This window comes from Polaromonas naphthalenivorans CJ2, assembly GCF_000015505.1.
Classification (GTDB): domain Bacteria; phylum Pseudomonadota; class Gammaproteobacteria; order Burkholderiales; family Burkholderiaceae_C; genus Polaromonas; species Polaromonas naphthalenivorans.
The window spans coordinates 2715119-2732455 of sequence record NC_008781.1; the positions used below are offsets into that span (position 1 = coordinate 2715119).

Annotated in this window: 14 protein-coding genes; 8 read left to right on the forward strand and 6 right to left on the reverse strand. The window is 65.8% G+C overall.

The window, feature by feature from the left end:
* Window positions 1-19 precede the first annotated feature (19 nt).
* Window positions 20-994: an NADPH:quinone oxidoreductase family protein gene (locus tag PNAP_RS12895; protein WP_011801960.1), complete on the forward strand. Its 975-nt coding sequence runs from the start codon at window positions 20-22 to the stop codon at window positions 992-994.
* A gap of 22 nt (window positions 995-1016) precedes the next feature.
* Here PNAP_RS12895 and PNAP_RS12900 read toward each other — a convergent pair whose 3' ends face one another.
* The 3 genes from PNAP_RS12900 to PNAP_RS12910 all read right to left on the reverse strand — a co-directional run bounded on the left by PNAP_RS12900 (window position 1017) and on the right by PNAP_RS12910 (window position 3322).
* On the reverse strand, window positions 1017-1856 hold the full coding sequence (locus PNAP_RS12900; RefSeq protein WP_011801961.1) for a GNAT family N-acetyltransferase: 840 nt from the start codon (window positions 1854-1856) through the stop codon (window positions 1017-1019).
* A 112-nt stretch (window positions 1857-1968) separates the two neighbouring features.
* On the reverse strand, window positions 1969-2187 hold the full coding sequence (locus PNAP_RS12905; protein ID WP_232290696.1) for a hypothetical protein: 219 nt from the start codon (window positions 2185-2187) through the stop codon (window positions 1969-1971).
* Window positions 2188-2425: 238 nt separating this feature from the next.
* Entirely contained in the window at window positions 2426-3322 is an 897-nt protein-coding gene (locus tag PNAP_RS12910) for a LysR family transcriptional regulator (protein WP_198140635.1), read from the reverse strand.
* Between the two features lie 102 nt (window positions 3323-3424).
* Here PNAP_RS12910 and PNAP_RS12915 point away from each other — a divergent pair, with 102 nt between their 5' ends.
* Complete coding sequence (locus PNAP_RS12915; RefSeq protein ID WP_011801964.1) at window positions 3425-4417, forward strand: SDR family oxidoreductase; 993 nt, start codon at window positions 3425-3427, stop codon at window positions 4415-4417.
* Between the two features lie 42 nt (window positions 4418-4459).
* On the opposite strand, the gene arsH is transcribed toward PNAP_RS12915, so the two are convergent.
* Window positions 4460-5200, reverse strand: coding sequence for an arsenical resistance protein ArsH (arsH, locus tag PNAP_RS12920; protein ID WP_011801965.1), 741 nt, complete (start codon window positions 5198-5200; stop codon window positions 4460-4462).
* A complete protein-coding gene (arsC, locus tag PNAP_RS12925; RefSeq protein WP_011801966.1) occupies window positions 5187-5618 on the reverse strand; it encodes an arsenate reductase (glutaredoxin) in 432 nt (143 codons plus the stop codon). Before arsC ends, arsH begins: the two co-directional genes overlap by 14 nt.
* Before the next feature lie 81 nt (window positions 5619-5699).
* Between arsC and PNAP_RS12930 the strand changes: the two genes are divergently transcribed.
* The 3 genes from PNAP_RS12930 (at window position 5700) to arsB (ending at window position 7731) form a co-directional block, all read left to right on the forward strand.
* Window positions 5700-6053 carry an ArsR/SmtB family transcription factor gene (locus tag PNAP_RS12930; protein ID WP_011801967.1) on the forward strand — a complete coding sequence of 118 codons (354 nt, stop codon included), beginning with the start codon at window positions 5700-5702 and terminating at the stop codon, window positions 6051-6053.
* A 95-nt stretch (window positions 6054-6148) separates the two neighbouring features.
* Window positions 6149-6652 carry an arsenate reductase ArsC gene (locus PNAP_RS12935; protein ID WP_011801968.1) on the forward strand — a complete coding sequence of 168 codons (504 nt, stop codon included), beginning with the start codon at window positions 6149-6151 and terminating at the stop codon, window positions 6650-6652.
* A gap of 26 nt (window positions 6653-6678) precedes the next feature.
* A complete protein-coding gene (arsB, locus tag PNAP_RS12940; protein WP_011801969.1) occupies window positions 6679-7731 on the forward strand; it encodes an ACR3 family arsenite efflux transporter in 1053 nt (350 codons plus the stop codon).
* A 71-nt stretch (window positions 7732-7802) separates the two neighbouring features.
* Here arsB and PNAP_RS12945 read toward each other — a convergent pair whose 3' ends face one another.
* Window positions 7803-8324, reverse strand: coding sequence for a GNAT family N-acetyltransferase (locus tag PNAP_RS12945; protein WP_011801970.1), 522 nt, complete (start codon window positions 8322-8324; stop codon window positions 7803-7805).
* A 239-nt stretch (window positions 8325-8563) separates the two neighbouring features.
* Here PNAP_RS12945 and PNAP_RS12950 point away from each other — a divergent pair, with 239 nt between their 5' ends.
* The 3 genes from PNAP_RS12950 to PNAP_RS12960 all read left to right on the forward strand — a co-directional run bounded on the left by PNAP_RS12950 (window position 8564) and on the right by PNAP_RS12960 (window position 17331).
* Entirely contained in the window at window positions 8564-9955 is a 1392-nt protein-coding gene (locus PNAP_RS12950; RefSeq protein WP_011801971.1) for an efflux RND transporter periplasmic adaptor subunit, read from the forward strand.
* A 131-nt stretch (window positions 9956-10086) separates the two neighbouring features.
* A complete protein-coding gene (locus PNAP_RS12955) occupies window positions 10087-13278 on the forward strand; it encodes an efflux RND transporter permease subunit (RefSeq protein WP_408633757.1) in 3192 nt (1063 codons plus the stop codon).
* 834 nt (window positions 13279-14112) lie between these two features.
* Window positions 14113-17331 (forward strand): efflux RND transporter permease subunit, encoded by a 3219-nt coding sequence (locus PNAP_RS12960; RefSeq protein WP_011801973.1) that lies wholly within the window; start codon window positions 14113-14115, stop codon window positions 17329-17331.
* The last annotated feature ends 6 nt before the right edge of the window (window positions 17332-17337 follow it).

A 17337-nucleotide genomic window follows, 5' to 3' on the forward strand; every position in this document is an offset into this window, starting at 1 on the left:
CCTGTTTCGGAGATACCCCATGCATGCCTGGCTTTGTGAAAATCCCACCGGCGTTGACGCCCTGACCTGGACGGAACTGCCCACGCCGCAGCCTGGGGCGGGCGAAGTGCTGATCGAAATCAAGGCGGCCAGCCTGAATTTCCCGGACCTGCTGATCGTGCAGGACAAGTACCAGATGAAGCCGCCGCTGCCCTTCGTGCCCGGCTCCGAATATGCCGGCGTGGTGCAGGCGGTCGGCGACGGCGTGAGCCACCTGCAGGTCGGCCAGCATGTCGCCTGCCTGTCGGGCACCGGCGGCTTTGCGACGCACACGCTGGCGCCGGCTGCGCTGTGCATGCCCCTGCCGGCAGATTTTCCGTTTGTCGATGCCGCCGCCTTCATCATGATCTACGCCACGTCGCACCATGCGCTGGCCGACCGCGCGCAGCTCCAGCCCGGCGAGACGGTGCTGGTGCTGGGCGCGGCCGGCGGCGTCGGCACCTCGGCCATCCAGATTGCCAAGGCGCTGGGCGCCCGGGTCATCGCGGCGGCCTCCAGTGACGAAAAATGCGAACTCTGCACATCAATCGGCGCCGACGCCACCATCAACTACAGCACGCAGGATCTGCGCGAAGCCCTCAAGCTGCTGACCGGCGGCAAAGGCCCGGACGTGATTTACGACCCGGTGGGCGGCGACCTGGCCGAGCCGGCCTTCCGCTCGATTGCCTGGCGCGGCCGCTACCTGGTGGTCGGTTTTGCGGCAGGAAGCATTCCGGCGCTGCCGCTGAACCTGACGCTGCTCAAGGGCGCGTCCATCGTCGGCGTGTTCTGGGGCGGCTTTGCCAAAAACGAGCCCAAGGCCAACGCCAGCGCGATGGCCGAACTTGCGCGCTGGTATGCCGAGGGCATCATCAAGCCGGTGATCGACCGCACCCTGCCGATGGCCGAACTCAAGGCCGCCTACGCCCGCATGGGTTCGCGCGGCGTCAAGGGCAAACTGGTGCTGGTCAACTGACGGGCAACGGGCCTGAGCCGGTTCAGGCCGCTGCCGCGCTGGCGGAATAATGCTTGAGGTAGCGCGCCGGCAGGTCGGCAACGCGCATCATCATCGGCAGGTCGGCCGAATTGAAGTCCGGGTCCCAGGCCGGCGCGCCGAGCACCCGGGCGCCCAGCCGCAGGTAGCCCCGGATCAATGCCGGCGGCTCGACCACCAGCGAATCGTCCAGTTGCTCCACCGGCAGGGCCAGGCGCGGCGTGACCCGGTATTCGATGGCGGCCAGGTGCGTCTGCCTGAGCTGGCGCCAGATGCTGGCGGCGGCGTGCCCGCCCTGCACGCCGTTGTGCTGCATCGGGATGCTGGCGCAGCCGATCATGGTGTCCAGTTGGTTGCGCCCCATGAACTCGGCGAGCGCGCCCCACAGCGCCAGAATCACGCCGCCGTGCCGGTGGTCGGCATGCACGCAGCTGCGGCCCAGCTCGACCATGCGCCCGCGCAAGGTTCGCAGCCGGACCAGGTCGAACTCGATGTCGCTGTAGGTGCTGCCGGCGCGCTTGGCCTGCGTCGGCGTCAGCACGCGATAGGTGCCGATCACCTGCCCGCTGGCCGCATCGCGCACCAAGAGGTGTTCGCAGTAGTCATCGAACAGGTCGATGTCATGGCCGGGCACGGTCTTGGGCAGGGTGGCGCCCATTTCCAGCGCGAACACCTGATACCTCAGCCGCTGCGCTTCTCGGACCTCGTCCTGATGACGGGCCCAGCTGACCGAGATTTTCCCCACCGGCGGGACTGGAGCGAGCGCATGAGCGCCTGGATGAAGTGACCTCCGTGGCGTTCCGACCGGCGAGAACGCAAAGGTCGGTGTGGGCAGTTCTTTCATGGCTGATTCCTTGTTTTCGGGGTCAATCGCACAACACCGGCCGCGCCGCTTGCTTGCCGGCGCACGGGGTTGTAAAAAAGCCCCTGGGAAGGGGCTGGAAGCAGGGGGTTCATCAATGCGTGGTGGCATCCACACGCAGGCCATTGCGCCTGGCGGATGCCGGAAGGCCCTCCAGCCACGGCCGGGTTCCGGCCTTGAAGCGCAGGCCGCCGGGGCTGCTGGCCATGGCGCGGGCGGTGCAGCGAAGAATGCGCAGCCGCTGCTGGTCGATGTCGTGAAGGGCTGCGCCGGCAGCGCGGCCAGCGCTTTTTTCATTCAGGTTCAGTTCCATTGCGTGCTCCATCATTCTGTAATGACGGAATTCTGAGCGTTGGCGGTGACGGGGCCGTGTCAGTTCGGTGGCAGTTGTGTGACAGGGGCCGCCCGGCCCCGGACCGCTATCCAATAAGGAGCTTCCTGCGCCCGTCAATCAAGGACAAGAAGCCTGAAAGGCGTGAAAAACCGGTTGAACCGTCGCCTGGGAAGCGCCAAAGCGCTAGAGCGCAATCTCTGTCTGCGCCAGAGGGCATTTAGACCTCTGGCGCAACGGTTGTACCCGCGGGTGCCGAAGCATTGCGTAAATGCGCCGTCATGTGGTCGGCAAACAGCCGAATCCTGGGCAACTTCGCCGTGCGCTGGTGCATGATCAGCCAGAGCGTCTTGCGCGGCATGGCTTCGCAGTCGCACAGCCGGCGCAGGCGGGTATCGACCCGCACCAGTTCATCTGGAATCACACCCACGCCAATGCCGCGCCGCACAGCGTCGATGAGCGAGCCCAGCGTTTGCGTTTGCAGCGCCACGGCCCGCACGCGCGAGCGCAGCCACACCGACTCCTTCAGACCCGCCAGTTCGCCGCCCAGCACCACACCGTCCAGGCGCGCCAACAGGCCCGCCCCACGCGGCACAAACCGGGCCAAAGGCAGTTGGCTGGACATATAGACACCAAAATGGACCGGACCAATGCGCCGCACCACCAGTCCATCCGACTTGGGCTGCAGCATGCGCACAGCCACATCGGCTTCGTTTTTACCCATGTCCAAGCTGCGGTGCGACGCGTCCAGCTCAAACACCACGCCCGGATGGGCCGTGCGGAAAGACTGGATGGCCTCCAAGGTCAGCGGCACCAAGCCCTCTGCCACCGACACCTTGATGGCGCCTTCGATCTGGCTGTCGGCCCCCGCGCTTTGCCGCACCGTGGCCTCCAGCTCCAGCGCCAACGGCTCCAGGGCCGCAACCAGCGTCTTGCCCGCGGCGGTCAACACAGTGCCCACATGGGTGCGATGCACCAGTTGCGCCCCCACGCCAGCCTCCAGTGCCGCAATGCGGCGCGACACGGTGGTGGTCGCAATGCCCAGCACCCGCCCCACTTCCAGCAAGGACGGATGGCCCGCCACCACGATCAGCAGACGCAGATCGTCCCAGTTCACTTTCAGATTCAGGTTTTGCAAAGATGCTAAACGGACTTGCATGGATTTCAGTGTAGCCAGCCCCTGCCTACAGTTCGGGCTTTTGCAACCTGGAGATTTAAATTGGATAAAACAGCCTTTGTGACGGGCGCGGCGGGCTTCGTCGGGCGCAACCTGGTCGAAGCGCTACGCCAGGACCAGTGGTCGGTGCATGCGCTGGTGCGCAGCGCTGCCCCCGCATGGATGCGCGACAGCGGACTGACGGTACGCCAGGGTGCGCTCGAAGATGCCGCCAGCGTGGCAGCAGCCATGCCCGCGAAAGTCGATGCCGTATTCCATCTGGCGGGCAATACGTCGATGTGGTCAGGCGACGCGCACCGCTTGCTGCGCGACAACGTGGCCGCCACCCAGGGCCTGCTGGACGCGGCGCGCCACCGACAGGCACGCCGCGTGGTGATGACATCGACGCTGGGCCTGTTCCAGGACGGCAACGGCAGGATCAACGAACACACCGCGCTGCAGCCCGGCAGCATCCGCAACCCATATCTGCGCACCAAGCTACAGGCCGACGCCCTGCTCACCGAGGCGGCGCGCCAAGGGCTCTCGGTGGTCAGCCTGCACCCGGCGCATATCCTGGGCAAGTACGACGTAACCGGCTGGATCAGCCTGTTTGACGATGCAGCCAACGGCAAGATGCAGGCCGCCCCGCGTGGCTGGGCCAGCTTTTGCGCCGTCTCGGCGGTGGCCCTGGCGCATATCGCGGCGGCCACGCATCCAACCCCCGCCCGGCGCTATGTGCTGGGCGGTGAGGATGCCAGTTACCTGGAGGTATTTGCAGAGGTGGCGCGCTGCGCGGGGGGCCAGCCGGTAAGGTCAACCGTACCCAACTTTGTATTGAAAAGCCTGGCCTCGCTGGCGCAACTGGGTGCGTTCTTCAGCGGCAAAAAACCGTCGCTCACGCCCGGGCTGGCTGCCGTGCTGACGCGCACCATGCTCGCCGACTCCAGCTTGGCGCAACATGACCTGGGCTACCCCACTGGCAGACTGAGTGACATGCTGGATGCCGCCCACGCCGATTGGGCGGGGCGGCAAATTGCAAGCCGTTCAAGGCGATAGCCCTGCCCAAACCTGCACAATACGCTCTCAAATAAATAGCAGCTAGAGCGACCTCTGGTTCACCCGCCTGGACAGCGCTTCGGCGCTTTCGCGGCGCTCGCTGTAGCGGTCCACCAGGTACGGCGACACGCCGCGCGTCAGCAGCGTGAACTTGACGAGTTCCTCCATCACATCGACCACCCGGTCATAGTAGGCCGAGGGCTTCATACGGCCGGCTTCGTCAAACTCCAGAAAGGCCTTGGCGACCGACGACTGGTTGGGAATCGTCAGCATGCGCATCCAGCGGCCCAGCACGCGCAGCTGGTTGACGGCGTTGAACGACTGCGAGCCGCCCGAGACCTGCATCAGGGCCAGCGTCTTGCCCTGCGTCGGCCGCACCGCGCCCTGCGCCAGCGGAATCCAGTCGATCTGCACCTTCATGATGCCGGTCATCGCGCCGTGGCGTTCGGGCGAGGTCCAGACCATGCCCTCGGCCCATTGCGCCAGTTGCCGCAGTTCTTGCACCTTGGGGTGCGTCTCGGGCGTGTCGTCGGGCAGCGGCAGGCCGCGCGGGTCGAAGGTGCGGGTGTCGCAGCCCATGGCCTGCAGCAGCCGGGCGGCTTCTTCGCTCAGCAGGCGGCTGTAGGAGCGTTCGCGCACCGAGCCGTAGAGCAGCAAAATGCGCGGCGCATGCGCGCTGGCCGTGGTTTGCAGCCGCTCCAGCGCGGGCACGGCGAACAGCGCCGGGTCGAGGTTGGGCAGGTCCACGGCGAGGGATGTGGCGAGGGTTTTAGCGTCCGGCAACACGCTCTCCCTGTGCGTTGACGACCGGCTCGCCGTCTTCCTTGGCAAAGGCGGCGCGCTGCGGCAGCGGCAAGATGTCGAGCACTGCTTCGGACGGGCGGCACAGGCGTGTGCCCAGCGTCGTCACCACGATGGGCCGGTTGATCAAAATCGGATGGGCCAGCATCGCATCGATCAGCGCGTCGTCGCCGAGCGCCGGGTTGCCAAGCGCCAGCTCGCTGTAGAGCGCTTCCTTGGCGCGCATCACATCCCGCACGGGAACGGCCATCCGGGCAATCAGTTCGACCAGTGTTTCCCGGCTGGGCGGCGTCTTCAAATACTCGATGACCTCGGGCTCGACGCCAGTGTTGCGGATCAGCGCCAGCACATTGCGCGAGGTACCGCATTTCGGGTTGTGATAGATCGTCACAAAGGACATGTAGAGTTTCTCCAGTTAAATTTTTCACCCCCTGCATGATGGCGCAAGGCTTCAATTCGATATTTCAATTATAGTTGAACTATGGAAACATTAACCCCCTGCAACCCCCTGCCCTCGCTTGACGAAAGCGTGGCCGTCAAGGCCCTGGCCGCGCTGGCCCAGACCCAGCGCCTGCGCGCTTTCCGGGCGCTGGTGGTGGCCGGCCCCGACGGACTGACACCCGGCGCCATGGCCGAGCAGCTGGCCGTGGCGCCGAGCGCGCTGTCGTTTCACCTGAAAGAGCTGGCCCATTCAGGCCTGGTCAGCAGCGAGGCACGCGGCCGCAACCTGATTTACCGCGCCAGCATCGAACACATGAACGCGCTGCTGGCCTACCTGACCGAGCATTGCTGCGAAGGCCAGGCCTGCGGCGTCGGCACGCCGCCTGCTTGCTGATTTTTATGCCTTTTTGGCCTTTTGCGCACGGCTGACAAGCACAAGCAGCTATTAACTTAATAGCAACCCCTTTCTCCACCACCCGAGCCTTCACCATGTCCGAACGCCCTCTTCACGTTTTATTCCTGTGCACCCACAACTCGGCCCGCAGCATTCTGGCCGAAGCTATCCTGAACCACATCGGCCAGGGCCGTTTCAAGGCTTATTCGGCCGGCAGCAGCCCGCGCGAGAACCAGCAGCCCAATCCGCTCGGCCTGCAAGTGCTTGAACACGCCGGCATTTCCACCAAAGGCCTGCACAGCAAGAGCTGGGACGAGTTCGGCCGGCCCGGCGCACCGCACATGGACCTGGTGATCACCGTCTGCGACAACGCGGCCGGCGAGGTCTGCCCCTACTGGCCCGGCCAGCCCGCCACGGCGCACTGGGGCTACGCCGACCCGTCCGCCGGCGACGGCAGCGAGGCGCAAAAGCACGAAGCCTTCCGCCAGACGCTGCTCGCCCTGCACCGCCGGCTGTCGCTGCTGGTCAGCCTGCCGCCTGAAAAACTCGAACGCGCGATGCTGCAGGGCACGGCCCGCGACCTGCCGCTTCAAGCCTGAACACAGCCAGATCAAGAAAGAAAATCATGGGATTGTTTGAACGCTTCCTGACCGTCTGGGTCGCGCTGGGCATCGTGGCCGGCGTCGGCCTTGGCCTCTTGGCGCCCGGCGCCTTCCAGCTGATTGCCGGGCTGGAGCTGGCCCACGTCAACCTGGTGGTCGCCGTTTTCATCTGGGTGATGATTTACCCCATGATGATCCAGATCGACTGGACGGCGGTGAAAGACGTGGGCAAGAAACCGCGCGGCCTGCTCTTGACGCTGGTGGTCAACTGGCTCATCAAGCCCTTCACCATGGCGGCGCTGGGCGTGCTGTTTTTCCAATACATCTTTGCGCCCTGGGTTGATGCGCAGTCGGCCAGTGAATACATCGCCGGCATGATTTTGCTCGGCGTGGCGCCCTGCACCGCCATGGTGTTTGTCTGGAGCCAGCTGGTCAAGGGTGACGCCAATTACACGCTGGTGCAGGTGTCGGTCAACGACCTGATCATGGTCGTGGCCTTCGCGCCGATTGCCGCCTTCTTGCTCGGCGTGACCAACATCACCGTGCCGTGGGAAACGCTGGTGCTCTCGACCGTGCTGTATGTCGTGCTGCCGCTGGCGGCCGGCATGGCGACGCGGCATGTGTTGCAGCGCCGCTCGGCCCATGCGGTGGGCGATTTCGTGGCGCGGCTCAAGCCCTGGTCGGTGATCGGGCTGATTGCCACCGTGGTGCTGCTGTTTGGCTTTCAGGCACAGACCATTGTGGACAAGCCACTGGTGATTGCCATGATCGCCGTGCCGCTGATCATCCAGAGCTACGGCATTTTCATCATCAGCTACATCGGGGCCAAGGCGCTGAAGCTGCCGCACAACGTGGCTGGCCCGGCCTGCCTGATTGGCACGTCGAACTTTTTCGAGCTGGCGGTGGCGGTGGCGATTTCGCTGTTCGGCCTGCAGTCGGGCGCGGCGCTGGCGACGGTGGTCGGCGTGCTGGTCGAAGTGCCGGTGATGCTGTCGCTGGTGGCCATCATCAACCGCACGCAGCACTGGTTTGCGCCGCGGCCCGCAAGCGAGCCGGCCAGAAACGCCGCTTTATAAGGAAATCGGCATTTTGCGCATGCTGGACGGGCGCAGGCAGCTATCTATTTGATAGTTGCTGCCGGCCCGCTTCACGCCAGCCACTTCTGGAAAAACTGCGCCCGGCCCATCGCCGGGTCCAGCTGGTAGCCGGCAAAGCCGACGCGCTCGTACAGCCGCACCGCGCTGGCGTTGCCGGCAAGCACTTCGAGCGTCAGCTTGCAGGCGCCGCGCTCGCGGGCGATCTCGTCCACCAGCGCCAGCATCTGTTCGGCCACGCGCTGGCCCCGGTGGCTGACCAGCACCGCCACGTCGTGGATATTGACCAGCGGGCGGCAGGCGAAGGTTGAAAAGCCTTCGATGCAGTTGACCAGGCCCACCGCTTCATCGCCGGAAAACGCCAGCACGCTGAAAGCCTGGGGCCGCGCCGCCAGTTCATTGACCAGATTTGACTTGGCAAATGCACTGAGCGCTTCGCCGCCTCCGGCCGGGTCTTGCGCGTAGGCGTCGAGCAGGCGGACCAGTGCGTCGGCATGCACGGGGTTGCGGTAGTCGGCCCGGCAGATGCGCAGGCCGGAAGCGGTTGATTCAAGGGAGTCGAGGGAGTCACTCATGCGTCGGTTCTTTCGCTCAATACAGGAGCGTGAATTTTAAGGAGCGGCTTTACAGCAGGTTTACCTGCCTATTTCCCGGACTACATCTTCCCGGTGCGCTTGCAGGGATAATTATTTGGCGCTGATTCAGCGATGCGCCACGGCATTCAGACCGGGGCGCCAGATGGCTCATGTCATCGAACACCACACATCAAAATGCCGCGCCGGACACCCTGTCGCGGCATGCAACAGGACCGCTGATGGACCCCCAAGTGACGACTCCGCCCATCCCCGCCAGGACGGCTCCCGCGACACCCGCCAAGCGCCCGAGCCGCCGCGCGCGCGTCGTCGGCGGCCTGCTGGCCGTTCTGGCGCTGGGCGGCACCGGCTGGCTGGCCTGGCACCTGACGCATCCCGCCACGCCAGCAAGCGCTGCCGCCGGACCCGGCGCGGCCGGCGGGCGGCGCGGCGCACCGGCCACCACCGTCGGCGTGGCCACGGCCGAAAGCACCCGCATCCCCATCCTCCTCGAAGCCCTGGGCACGGTCACGCCGCAGGCCACCGTCAAGGTGCGGCCGCAGGTCTCGGGCGTGATGGAAAAAGTGCTGTTCAAGGAAGGCCAGATGGTGCGCGCCGGCGACCTGATGGCGACCATCGATCCGCGCCAGTTCGAACTCGCGCTGATGCAGGCCAGCGGCCAGCGCCAGCGCGACGAGGCGCAGCTGGCCAGCGCCCGCGTCACGCTTGAGCGTTTCAAGACGCTGCTGGGGCAGGACTCGATTGCCCGCCAGGAGGTCGATACCCAGGCCGCGCTGGTCAAGCAGCTTGAAGGCACGGTGGTGATCGACAAGGCCAATGAAGGCACGGCGCGGCTAAACCTGGGCTATGCCCGCGTGGTCGCGCCCATCAGCGGACGCGTCGGCCTGCGCACGATCGATGTGGGCAACGTGGTCAGCAGCAGCGACGCCAACGGCATTGCGGTCATCACGCAGGTCAGCCCGATTGACGTGGTGTTTGCCGTGCCGCAGGACCAGGCCGGCGAACTGCAGCAGGCCGCCGTGGCCGGCACGGCCATGAAGGTCACCGCGCTCGACCGGACCCGCGCCAGCGCGCTGGACGCCGGCATGTTCGCCTCGCTGGACAACCAGGTCGATACCACGACCGGCACGGTCAAGGCCAAGGCGCGTTTCGCCAACAGCCAGTTGGCGCTGTTCCCCAGCCAGTTCGTCAATGTGCGGCTGGAGTTGCGCACGATTGAAAACGCAGTCACGGTGCCGGTGGCGGCGCTGCGCCACGGCAATGCCGGCGACTATGTGTATGTGGTCAATGCGGCCGAACGCACCGTCAGCCTGCGGAAGGTAGAACGCGGCCAGGCCACGGCGGACAAGATCCAAATCGCCTCCGGCCTGAAGGCGGGCGAGCAGGTCATCACCGAAGGCGCCGACCGGCTCAAGGACGGCGCATCGGTGGTGCTGCCGGGCGACAGCCCCAAAGGCATGAACGGCGGCGGCAAGCGCCAGCGGCCCGACGGTTCACCGCGTGGCCCCAGGCCGGGCGCTTCCGCAGCCGCCGAATCGCCGGTGTCCGCACCGGCAGCCGGCGCCTCCAGCCCGCAACGCCATCGGCGCGCTTCGCAAGCCGAGGGCGCATGAGCCCGCACGACCCAAGCAGCACGCCGGGCGCGTCATCCGGCGCGCCCGAGGCTTTTGACGGGCGCGAGGAGCCGTCCACCGCCAGCCCGTCGCGCCCCTTCATCATGCGGCCGGTGGCCACCGCGCTCCTGATGCTGGCCATCGTGCTGGCGGGGCTGGTCGGCTTCAGGCTGCTGCCGCTGTCGGCCCTGCCGCAGGTCGATTACCCGACCATCCAGGTGCAGACGCTCTACCCCGGCGCCAGCCCCGAGGTCATGGCGCAGACCGTGACCGCGCCACTGGAGCGCCAGTTCGGCCAGATGGCCGGTTTGAGCCGCATGAGTTCGACCAGCACGGCGGGCGTGTCCATCGTCACGCTGCAGTTTGGCCTGGGGCTGGCGCTGGACGTGGCCGAGCAGCAGGTGCAGGCCGCCATCAACGCCGGCGGCTCGCTGCTGCCGGCTGATTTGCCCGCGCCGCCGGTGTATGCCAAGGTCAATCCGGCCGATGCACCCGTGCTCACGCTGGCCATCACCTCAAGCACGCTGGCGCTGACCGAAGTGCAGAACATCGTCAACACCCGGCTGGCGCTGAAGATCAGCCAGGTGAACGGCGTCGGGCTGGTCGCGCTCAGCGGCGGCCAGCGCCCGGCCGTGCGCATCCAGGCCGACACGCGGGCGCTGGCGTCCTATGGCCTCGGGCTCGATGCGCTGCGAACGGCCATCAGCGCCGCCAACGCCAACGGCGCCAAGGGCAGCATCGACGGCCCGACGCGCTCGTATTCGATCAATTCCAACGACCAGTTGCTGGCCGCCAGCGACTACCAGAACCTGATCATTGCCTGGCGCAACGGCGCGGCGGTTCGCGTTTCCAACGTGGCCCGGGTCGTGGAAGGCGCCGAGAACACCCAGCTCGGCGCCTGGGCCAGCATCGCCTGTGCGCCAGGCGCATCGGCATCACCCGATGAACCGGGTGACTGCCTCGGCACGCCCGGCCGGCGGCTGGTGCCGGCCATCATCCTGAACGTTCAGCGCCAGCCCGGCGCCAACGTGATTGCCACGGTGGACGCCATCAAGGCACGCCTGCCCGAGCTGCAGGCCGGCCTGCCGACCTCGATGCGCGTCGATGTGCTGAGCGACCGCACCACCGGCATCCGGGCTTCGGTGCTGCATGTCGAGATCGAGCTGCTGCTGGCCGTGCTGATGGTGGTGCTGGTGATTTTTGCGTTCTTGCACAACCTGCGCGCCACCGTGATCGCCAGCCTGTCGGTGCCGATTTCGCTCATCGGCACCTGCGGCGCGATGTATCTGCTCGGCTACAGCCTGAACAACCTGAGCCTGATGGCGCTGACGATTGCCACCGGCTTCGTGGTCGATGACGCCATCGTGATGATCGAGAACATCTCGCGCTACATCGAGGAAGGCGAGTCGCCGATGTTCGCCGCGCTCAAGGGCGCCAAGCAGATCGGCTTCACCATCATCTCGCTGACGGTGTCGCTGATTGCGGTGCTGATCCCGCTGCTGTTCATGGGTGACGTGGTGGGACGGCTGTTCCGCGAATTCGCCATCACGCTGGCCATCACCATCCTGATTTCAGCGGTGGTGTCGTTGACTTTAGTTCCAATGATGTCCGCCAAATTGCTGAAGGCGAGGCCCCAGCGCGGCACCTCCCCGCCTGTGCAAGCACCGGTCGCGGAACTGGCTTTGCCAGGCCGCAGACGGGACGGCCCCCTCGGGGGGCAGCGAACCACGCGAAGCGGGGAGCGTGGGGGCTTTTTGGACAACGTCATCGTCCGCTATGACCAGTCGCTGACCTGGGTGCTCAGGCACCAGGGCGCGACGCTGGTGGTGGCGCTGGCGACCTTGCTGCTGACCGTGCTGCTGTACGTGCTGATTCCCAAGGGGCTGTTTCCGACGCAGGACACCGGCCAGTTGCAGGCGCAGGTCGAAACCGCCCAGTCGGTGTCGTATGCCCGCATGGCCGAACTGCAGCAGGCGGCCGCGCGGGAAATTTTGCAGGACCCGGACGTGGACGCGCTGAGTTCCTTCATCGGCGTCGATGCGGCCAACAACACCATGCTGCACACCGGCCGCATGCTCATCAACCTGAAAAAGGAACGCACCGGCAGCCAGCAGCAAACCATGGACCGGCTGCGCGAGCGCGCCAGCCGGGTCGCCGGCGTGACGCTGTACCTGCAGCCGACGCAGGACTTGACGATTGACGCCGAAACCGGCCCGACGCAGTTTCGCGTGTCGATGGAGGGCGCCAGCAATGGCGTCGTGGTCGAATGGGCTAACAAGCTGGCCGAGCGCATGGCGCTGTCCGCCAGCCTGCGCAACGTGGTGTCGGACGCCGGCGCCCAGGGCACGGCGGCCTTCATCAACGTGGACCGCGACACGGCGTCGCGCCTGGGCATTGCCGCTTCGGTGGTTGACGATGCGCTGTACAGCGCGTTTGGCCAGCGCATCGTCTCGACGATCTTCACCGAGACCAACCAGTACCGCGTGATCCTGGAAGCCCTGCCCGACGCGCTGGCCACGCCGGCCTCACTGGGCAACCTGCCGCTGAAAACCGGCGCCGGCACGACCACGCCGCTGTCGTCGATTGCCAGCATCACCGAGCAGCCCGCGCCGCTGCAGATCACCCATGTCGCCCAGTACCCGGCAACAACGCTGGGTTTTGACACCGCGCCCGGCGTGTCGCTGGGCAAGGCGGTCGATGAGGTCAAGCAGGCGGCCAAGGACATCGCCATGCCGGCCAGTGTGACGCTGACCTTTTTGGGCGCGGCCGGGGCTTACCAGTCGTCGCTTTCCAACCAACTGTGGCTCATTTTGGCGGCGGTGGTTTGCGTCTATATCGTGCTGGGCGTGCTGTATGAAAGCTACGTGCATCCGATGACGATTCTCTCGACGCTGCCGTCGGCGGGCGTGGGCGCCTTGCTGGCGCTGATGCTGAGCGGCTCGGATCTGGGCGTGATCGGCATCATCGGCATCATCCTCCTGATCGGCATCGTGAAAAAGAACGCCATCATGATGATCGACTTCGCGATTGACGCCGAGCGCCACCAGGGCAAGTCGCCGCAGGAGGCGATTCACCAGGCGGCGCTGCTGCGCTTCCGGCCGATTCTGATGACGACGCTGGCGGCGCTGTTTGCGGCCGTTCCCTTGATGCTGGGTTTTGGCGAAGGCGCGGAGTTGCGGCGGCCGCTGGGGCTGGCGATTTTTGGCGGCTTGATCGTTAGCCAGGTGTTGACGCTGTTCACGACGCCTGTCATTTACCTGGCGTTTGACCGGCTGGGGCGGCGTGTTGGGCGGAAGGAGCGGGTGGATGCTTCTGTTGTCTGATCTTTATGCTTTTTATGGGGTTTGTGCTTTTCCTGCTTGCGCTGGTAGCTATTTAATTGATAGCGGTTTTCGCTGCGTGGGCTGGCTGGCCGGGGGTTGCCCGGCGGCAAGTAACTTTCTTTTGCTTCGCCAAAAGAAAGTCACCAAAGAAAAGGCGACCCGGCTGTCTGGGTCCCTTCGCTGCGCTACGGGCAACCTGCGCTGCCTGAGAAAAACGGGGGTCCGCGCAAACTCGCTCCACTGCGTTACGCTCAAACAGCGCGCGGCCCTGATCCCGTTTTTCTCAGGCATCACAGGCTCAGACAGAACGGGGCAATCGGGGAATGAAGTCCGAACAGCCGAACAGCCAAACAGCCACCGCGCCCAGGCTTCAGCCCAAACCCTAAATGCTACGAATTCAATAGCTGGTTGCGCACGCGCTGCTTGCGCTAGAGCCACTTTTGATGCAAAAACAGGCAATCGCCTCGTCGCAACTCTCCCCGTTTTGCTCCTTCCCCCGCTGGGGGAAGGCTGGGATGGGGGCCTCCCCGAATCCGAACCCGCTCCCGCCAGTCCCGTTCTGACTGGGCCTGTGAGCGCCAGGAAAAACGGGATCAGGGCCGCGCGCTGTTTGAGCCGCAGGCGAGTTTGCGCGGACCCCCGTTTTTGCTGGCGCTCACAGGTTGCCCGTAGCGCAGCGAAGGGACCCAGACAGCCGGGTCGCCTTTTCTTTGGTGACTTTCTTTTGGCGAAGCAAAAGAAAGTTACTTGCCGCCGGGCAACCCCCGGCCAGCCCAACCCAGCCAAGTTAACCCAACACGGAAACAAAACAAAGCCAACGACAGGAGCAACCCCATGAGCCTGTCCAGCCCCTTCATCAACCGCCCCATCGCCACCGTCCTGCTGACCATCGGCCTCGCATTGGCAGGCATAGGCGCCTTCTTCGTCCTGCCAGTCGCCCCCCTGCCCCAGGTCGATTTCCCAACCATCTCGGTCAGCGCTTCCCTGCCCGGCGCCAGCCCCAGCACCATGGCCAGCAGCGTCGCCACGCCGCTCGAACGCAGGCTAGGCGTCATCGCAGGCGTCAACGAAATGACCTCCAGCAGCGGCGCCGGCTCGACCCGCATCAGCCTGCAGTTCGACCTGAACCGCAAGATCGACGCCGCCGCCAGAGAAGTGCAGGCCGCCATCAACGCCTCGCGCGCCGACCTGCCCGCCACGCTGCGCAGCAACCCGACCTACCGCAAGGCGAATCCGGCCTCGTCGCCGGTCATCATCCTGGCGCTGACCTCCAAGACCCGCTCGCCGGGCCAGATCTACGACGAAGTCTCCAACCTGGTGCAGCAAAAAATCGCCCAGGTGTCCGGCGTCGGCGACGTGGAACTGGGCGGCGGCTCGCTGCCCGCCGTGCGCGTCGAGCTGCTGCCGTTCGCGCTGAACCGCTACGGCGTCAGCATGGAAGACGTGCGCGCCGCGCTGCAGGCCGCCAACGCCAACCGGCCGCGCGGCGCGATTGAAGGCAACGGCCAGCGCCTGCAGATCTATGCCACCGGCAGCACGGCTTCGGGCGGACTGCGCGCGGCCGATTACCAGGGGCTGATCGTCGCCTGGCGCAACGGCGCAGCGATCCGCCTGAGCGACGTGGCCGAAGTCAGCAACGGCGTGGAAAACACCAACACGCTGGGCCTGTTCAACGGCCAGCCGGCGGTCATCGTGCTGGTCACGCGCCAGCCCGACGCCAACGTGATCGCCACCGTCGATGGCGTGCGCGCCCTGCTGCCCGAGCTGCAGGCGCAGCTGCCGCAGGATGTGGAGCTGCGGGTGGCGTCGGACTCGACCAACTCGATCCGCTCGTCGCTACACGAGATCGAGGTCACGCTCCTGATCTCGATTGCGCTGGTGGTGCTGGTGGTCAGCGCCTTTTTGCGCAGCGCGCGCGCCACCTTCATTCCCGCCGTGGCGACCGTGGTGTCGCTGCTGGGCACCTTTGGCGTGATGTACCTGCTGGGCTTCAGCCTGAACAACCTGAGCCTGATGGCGCTCACGGTGGCCACCGGCTTTGTCGTCGATGACGCCATCGTGGTGCTGGAGAACACCAGCCGCCATATCGAAGCCGGCATGGACCGCTTCAAGGCCGCACTGCTGGGCGCGCGCGAAGTCGGTTTTACGGTGCTCTCGATCAGCCTGTCGCTGGTGGCGGTGTTCATTCCGCTGCTGTTCATGGGCGGGCAGACCGGCCGGCTGTTCCGCGAATTCGCCGTCACGCTGTCGGCGGCGGTGATGATCTCGCTGGTGATCTCGCTCACCACCACGCCGATGATGTGCGCCTGGCTGCTCAAGCCGCAGTCAGCCGCCAAGCCGCCCGGACGCATTTCGCGGGCCTTTGAAAACGCCTTCAAGCGGGTGTTGCGCGGTTACGAAATTGCGCTCGACTGGGCGCTGGCCAGCAAACTGCTGGTCATGCTGATCCTGCTTGCCGTGATCGGGCTGAATGTCTATCTCTACATCGCCGCACCCAAGGGCTTTTTTCCGCAGCAAGACACCGGCCAGATCAACGGCGGCCTGCGCGCCGACCGCAGCATTTCCTTCCAGGCGATGCAGGGCAAGCTCCAGCAGCTGGTCGATATCATCCGCGCCGACCCAGCGGTCGATACCGTGGTCGGCTTTACCGGCGGCTCGCGCGCGGGCGGCGGCTTCATGTTCATCAACCTCAAGCCGGCCGCGCAGCGCAGCGACTCGGGCCAGGCGGTGATTGCGCGGCTGCGTCCGCAACTGGCGCGCGTGACCGGCGTGAGCCTGTTCCTGAACCCGGTGCAGGACCTGCGCGGCGGCGGCCGCCAGAGCAATTCCACCTACCAGTACACGCTGAAAAGCGACAACGCCGCCGACCTGAAAAAATGGGCGACACGGCTGGCCGAGCAGATGAAGGGCGCCAGCGCGCTGCTTGATGTGGACACCGACCAGGAAGAAAACGGCGTCGAGACCATGGTGACGGTGGACAAGGAAAGCGCGGCGCGGCTGGGCGTGAGTTCGCGCGATGTCGATAACGCGCTCTACAACGCCTTCGGCCAGCGCCAGGTCGCCACGATCTACGGCGAGCTGAACCAGTACAAGGTCGTCATGCAGGTGGCGCCGCGCTACATCGGCAGCCCCGAGGCGCTGAAGGACATCCATGTGCCGGCGAAAAATACGGCCAGCGCCGCCAGCATCGTGAATCCGGCGCTGCGCGACGCGTCGTCCGGCCAGGCGCTGAGCGCCTCGGGCACGACCATGGTGCCGCTGTCGGCGATTGCCCGCTTCAGCGAAAATTCCGCCGCCGCGTCGATCAGCCATGAAGACAGCGAACTCTCGACCACCATTTCCTACAACCTGGCCGCCGGCAGCACGCTCAGCGATGGGCAGGCCGCCGTCAGGGAATCCGAAGCGGCCATCGGCCTGCCCAACAACGTGCGCGGCAGTTTTTCCGGCACGGCGCTGAGCGCGCAGCAGTCGCAGGGCGAGCAGCCGCTCTTGATACTGGCGGCGCTGGTGGTGATCTACATCGTGCTGGGCATCCTGTACGAAAGCCTGATCCACCCGCTGACGGTCATATCCACCCTGCCGTCGGCCGGCGTGGGTGCGCTGCTGGCGCTGCTGCTGTTCAAGATGGACTTGTCCATCATCGCGCTGATCGGCATTTTCCTGCTGATCGGCATCGTCAAGAAAAACGCCATCCTGATCATCGACTTTGCGCTGGACGCCGAACGCGCGCGCGGCCTGTCGGCCGTCGAAGCGGTGCGCGAAGCCTGCCTGCTGCGCTTCCGGCCCATCCTGATGACCACGCTGGCCGCCATTCTGGGCGCGCTGCCGCTGGCCATCGGCTTTGGCGAAGGGGCAGAGCTGCGCCGGCCGCTGGGCATCACCATCATCGGCGGGCTGATCGCCAGCCAGCTGCTGACGCTCCTGACCACGCCCGTCGTCTATGTGCTGCTCGACAAGCTGCGCCGCCGCAGCGCCTCCGAGCGCCACCTGAGCCGCCATCCCCACGAGCCGTCCGACGAGCCGCCCGCAGCGCGTCCGCTGCAACCGCAATAAGGCACG

Bases quoted from the DNA above. Each gene is read 5' to 3' on its own strand.
- PNAP_RS12950 (WP_011801971.1), top strand. From the start codon at position 8,564: ATGGACCCCCAAGTGACGACTCCGCCCATCCCCGCCAGGACGGCTCCC.
- PNAP_RS12905 (WP_232290696.1), bottom strand. From the start codon at position 2,187: ATGGAACTGAACCTGAATGAAAAAAGCGCTGGCCGCGCTGCCGGCGCA.
- arsB (WP_011801969.1), top strand. From the start codon at position 6,679: ATGGGATTGTTTGAACGCTTCCTGACCGTCTGGGTCGCGCTGGGCATC.
- PNAP_RS12895 (WP_011801960.1), top strand. From the start codon at position 20: ATGCATGCCTGGCTTTGTGAAAATCCCACCGGCGTTGACGCCCTGACC.
- arsC (WP_011801966.1), bottom strand. From the start codon at position 5,618: ATGTCCTTTGTGACGATCTATCACAACCCGAAATGCGGTACCTCGCGC.
- PNAP_RS12900 (WP_011801961.1), bottom strand. From the start codon at position 1,856: ATGAAAGAACTGCCCACACCGACCTTTGCGTTCTCGCCGGTCGGAACG.
- PNAP_RS12935 (WP_011801968.1), top strand. From the start codon at position 6,149: ATGTCCGAACGCCCTCTTCACGTTTTATTCCTGTGCACCCACAACTCG.
- PNAP_RS12930 (WP_011801967.1), top strand. From the start codon at position 5,700: ATGGAAACATTAACCCCCTGCAACCCCCTGCCCTCGCTTGACGAAAGC.
- PNAP_RS12960 (WP_011801973.1), top strand. From the start codon at position 14,113: ATGAGCCTGTCCAGCCCCTTCATCAACCGCCCCATCGCCACCGTCCTG.
- PNAP_RS12955 (WP_408633757.1), top strand. From the start codon at position 10,087: ATGCTGGCCATCGTGCTGGCGGGGCTGGTCGGCTTCAGGCTGCTGCCG.
- PNAP_RS12945 (WP_011801970.1), bottom strand. From the start codon at position 8,324: ATGAGTGACTCCCTCGACTCCCTTGAATCAACCGCTTCCGGCCTGCGC.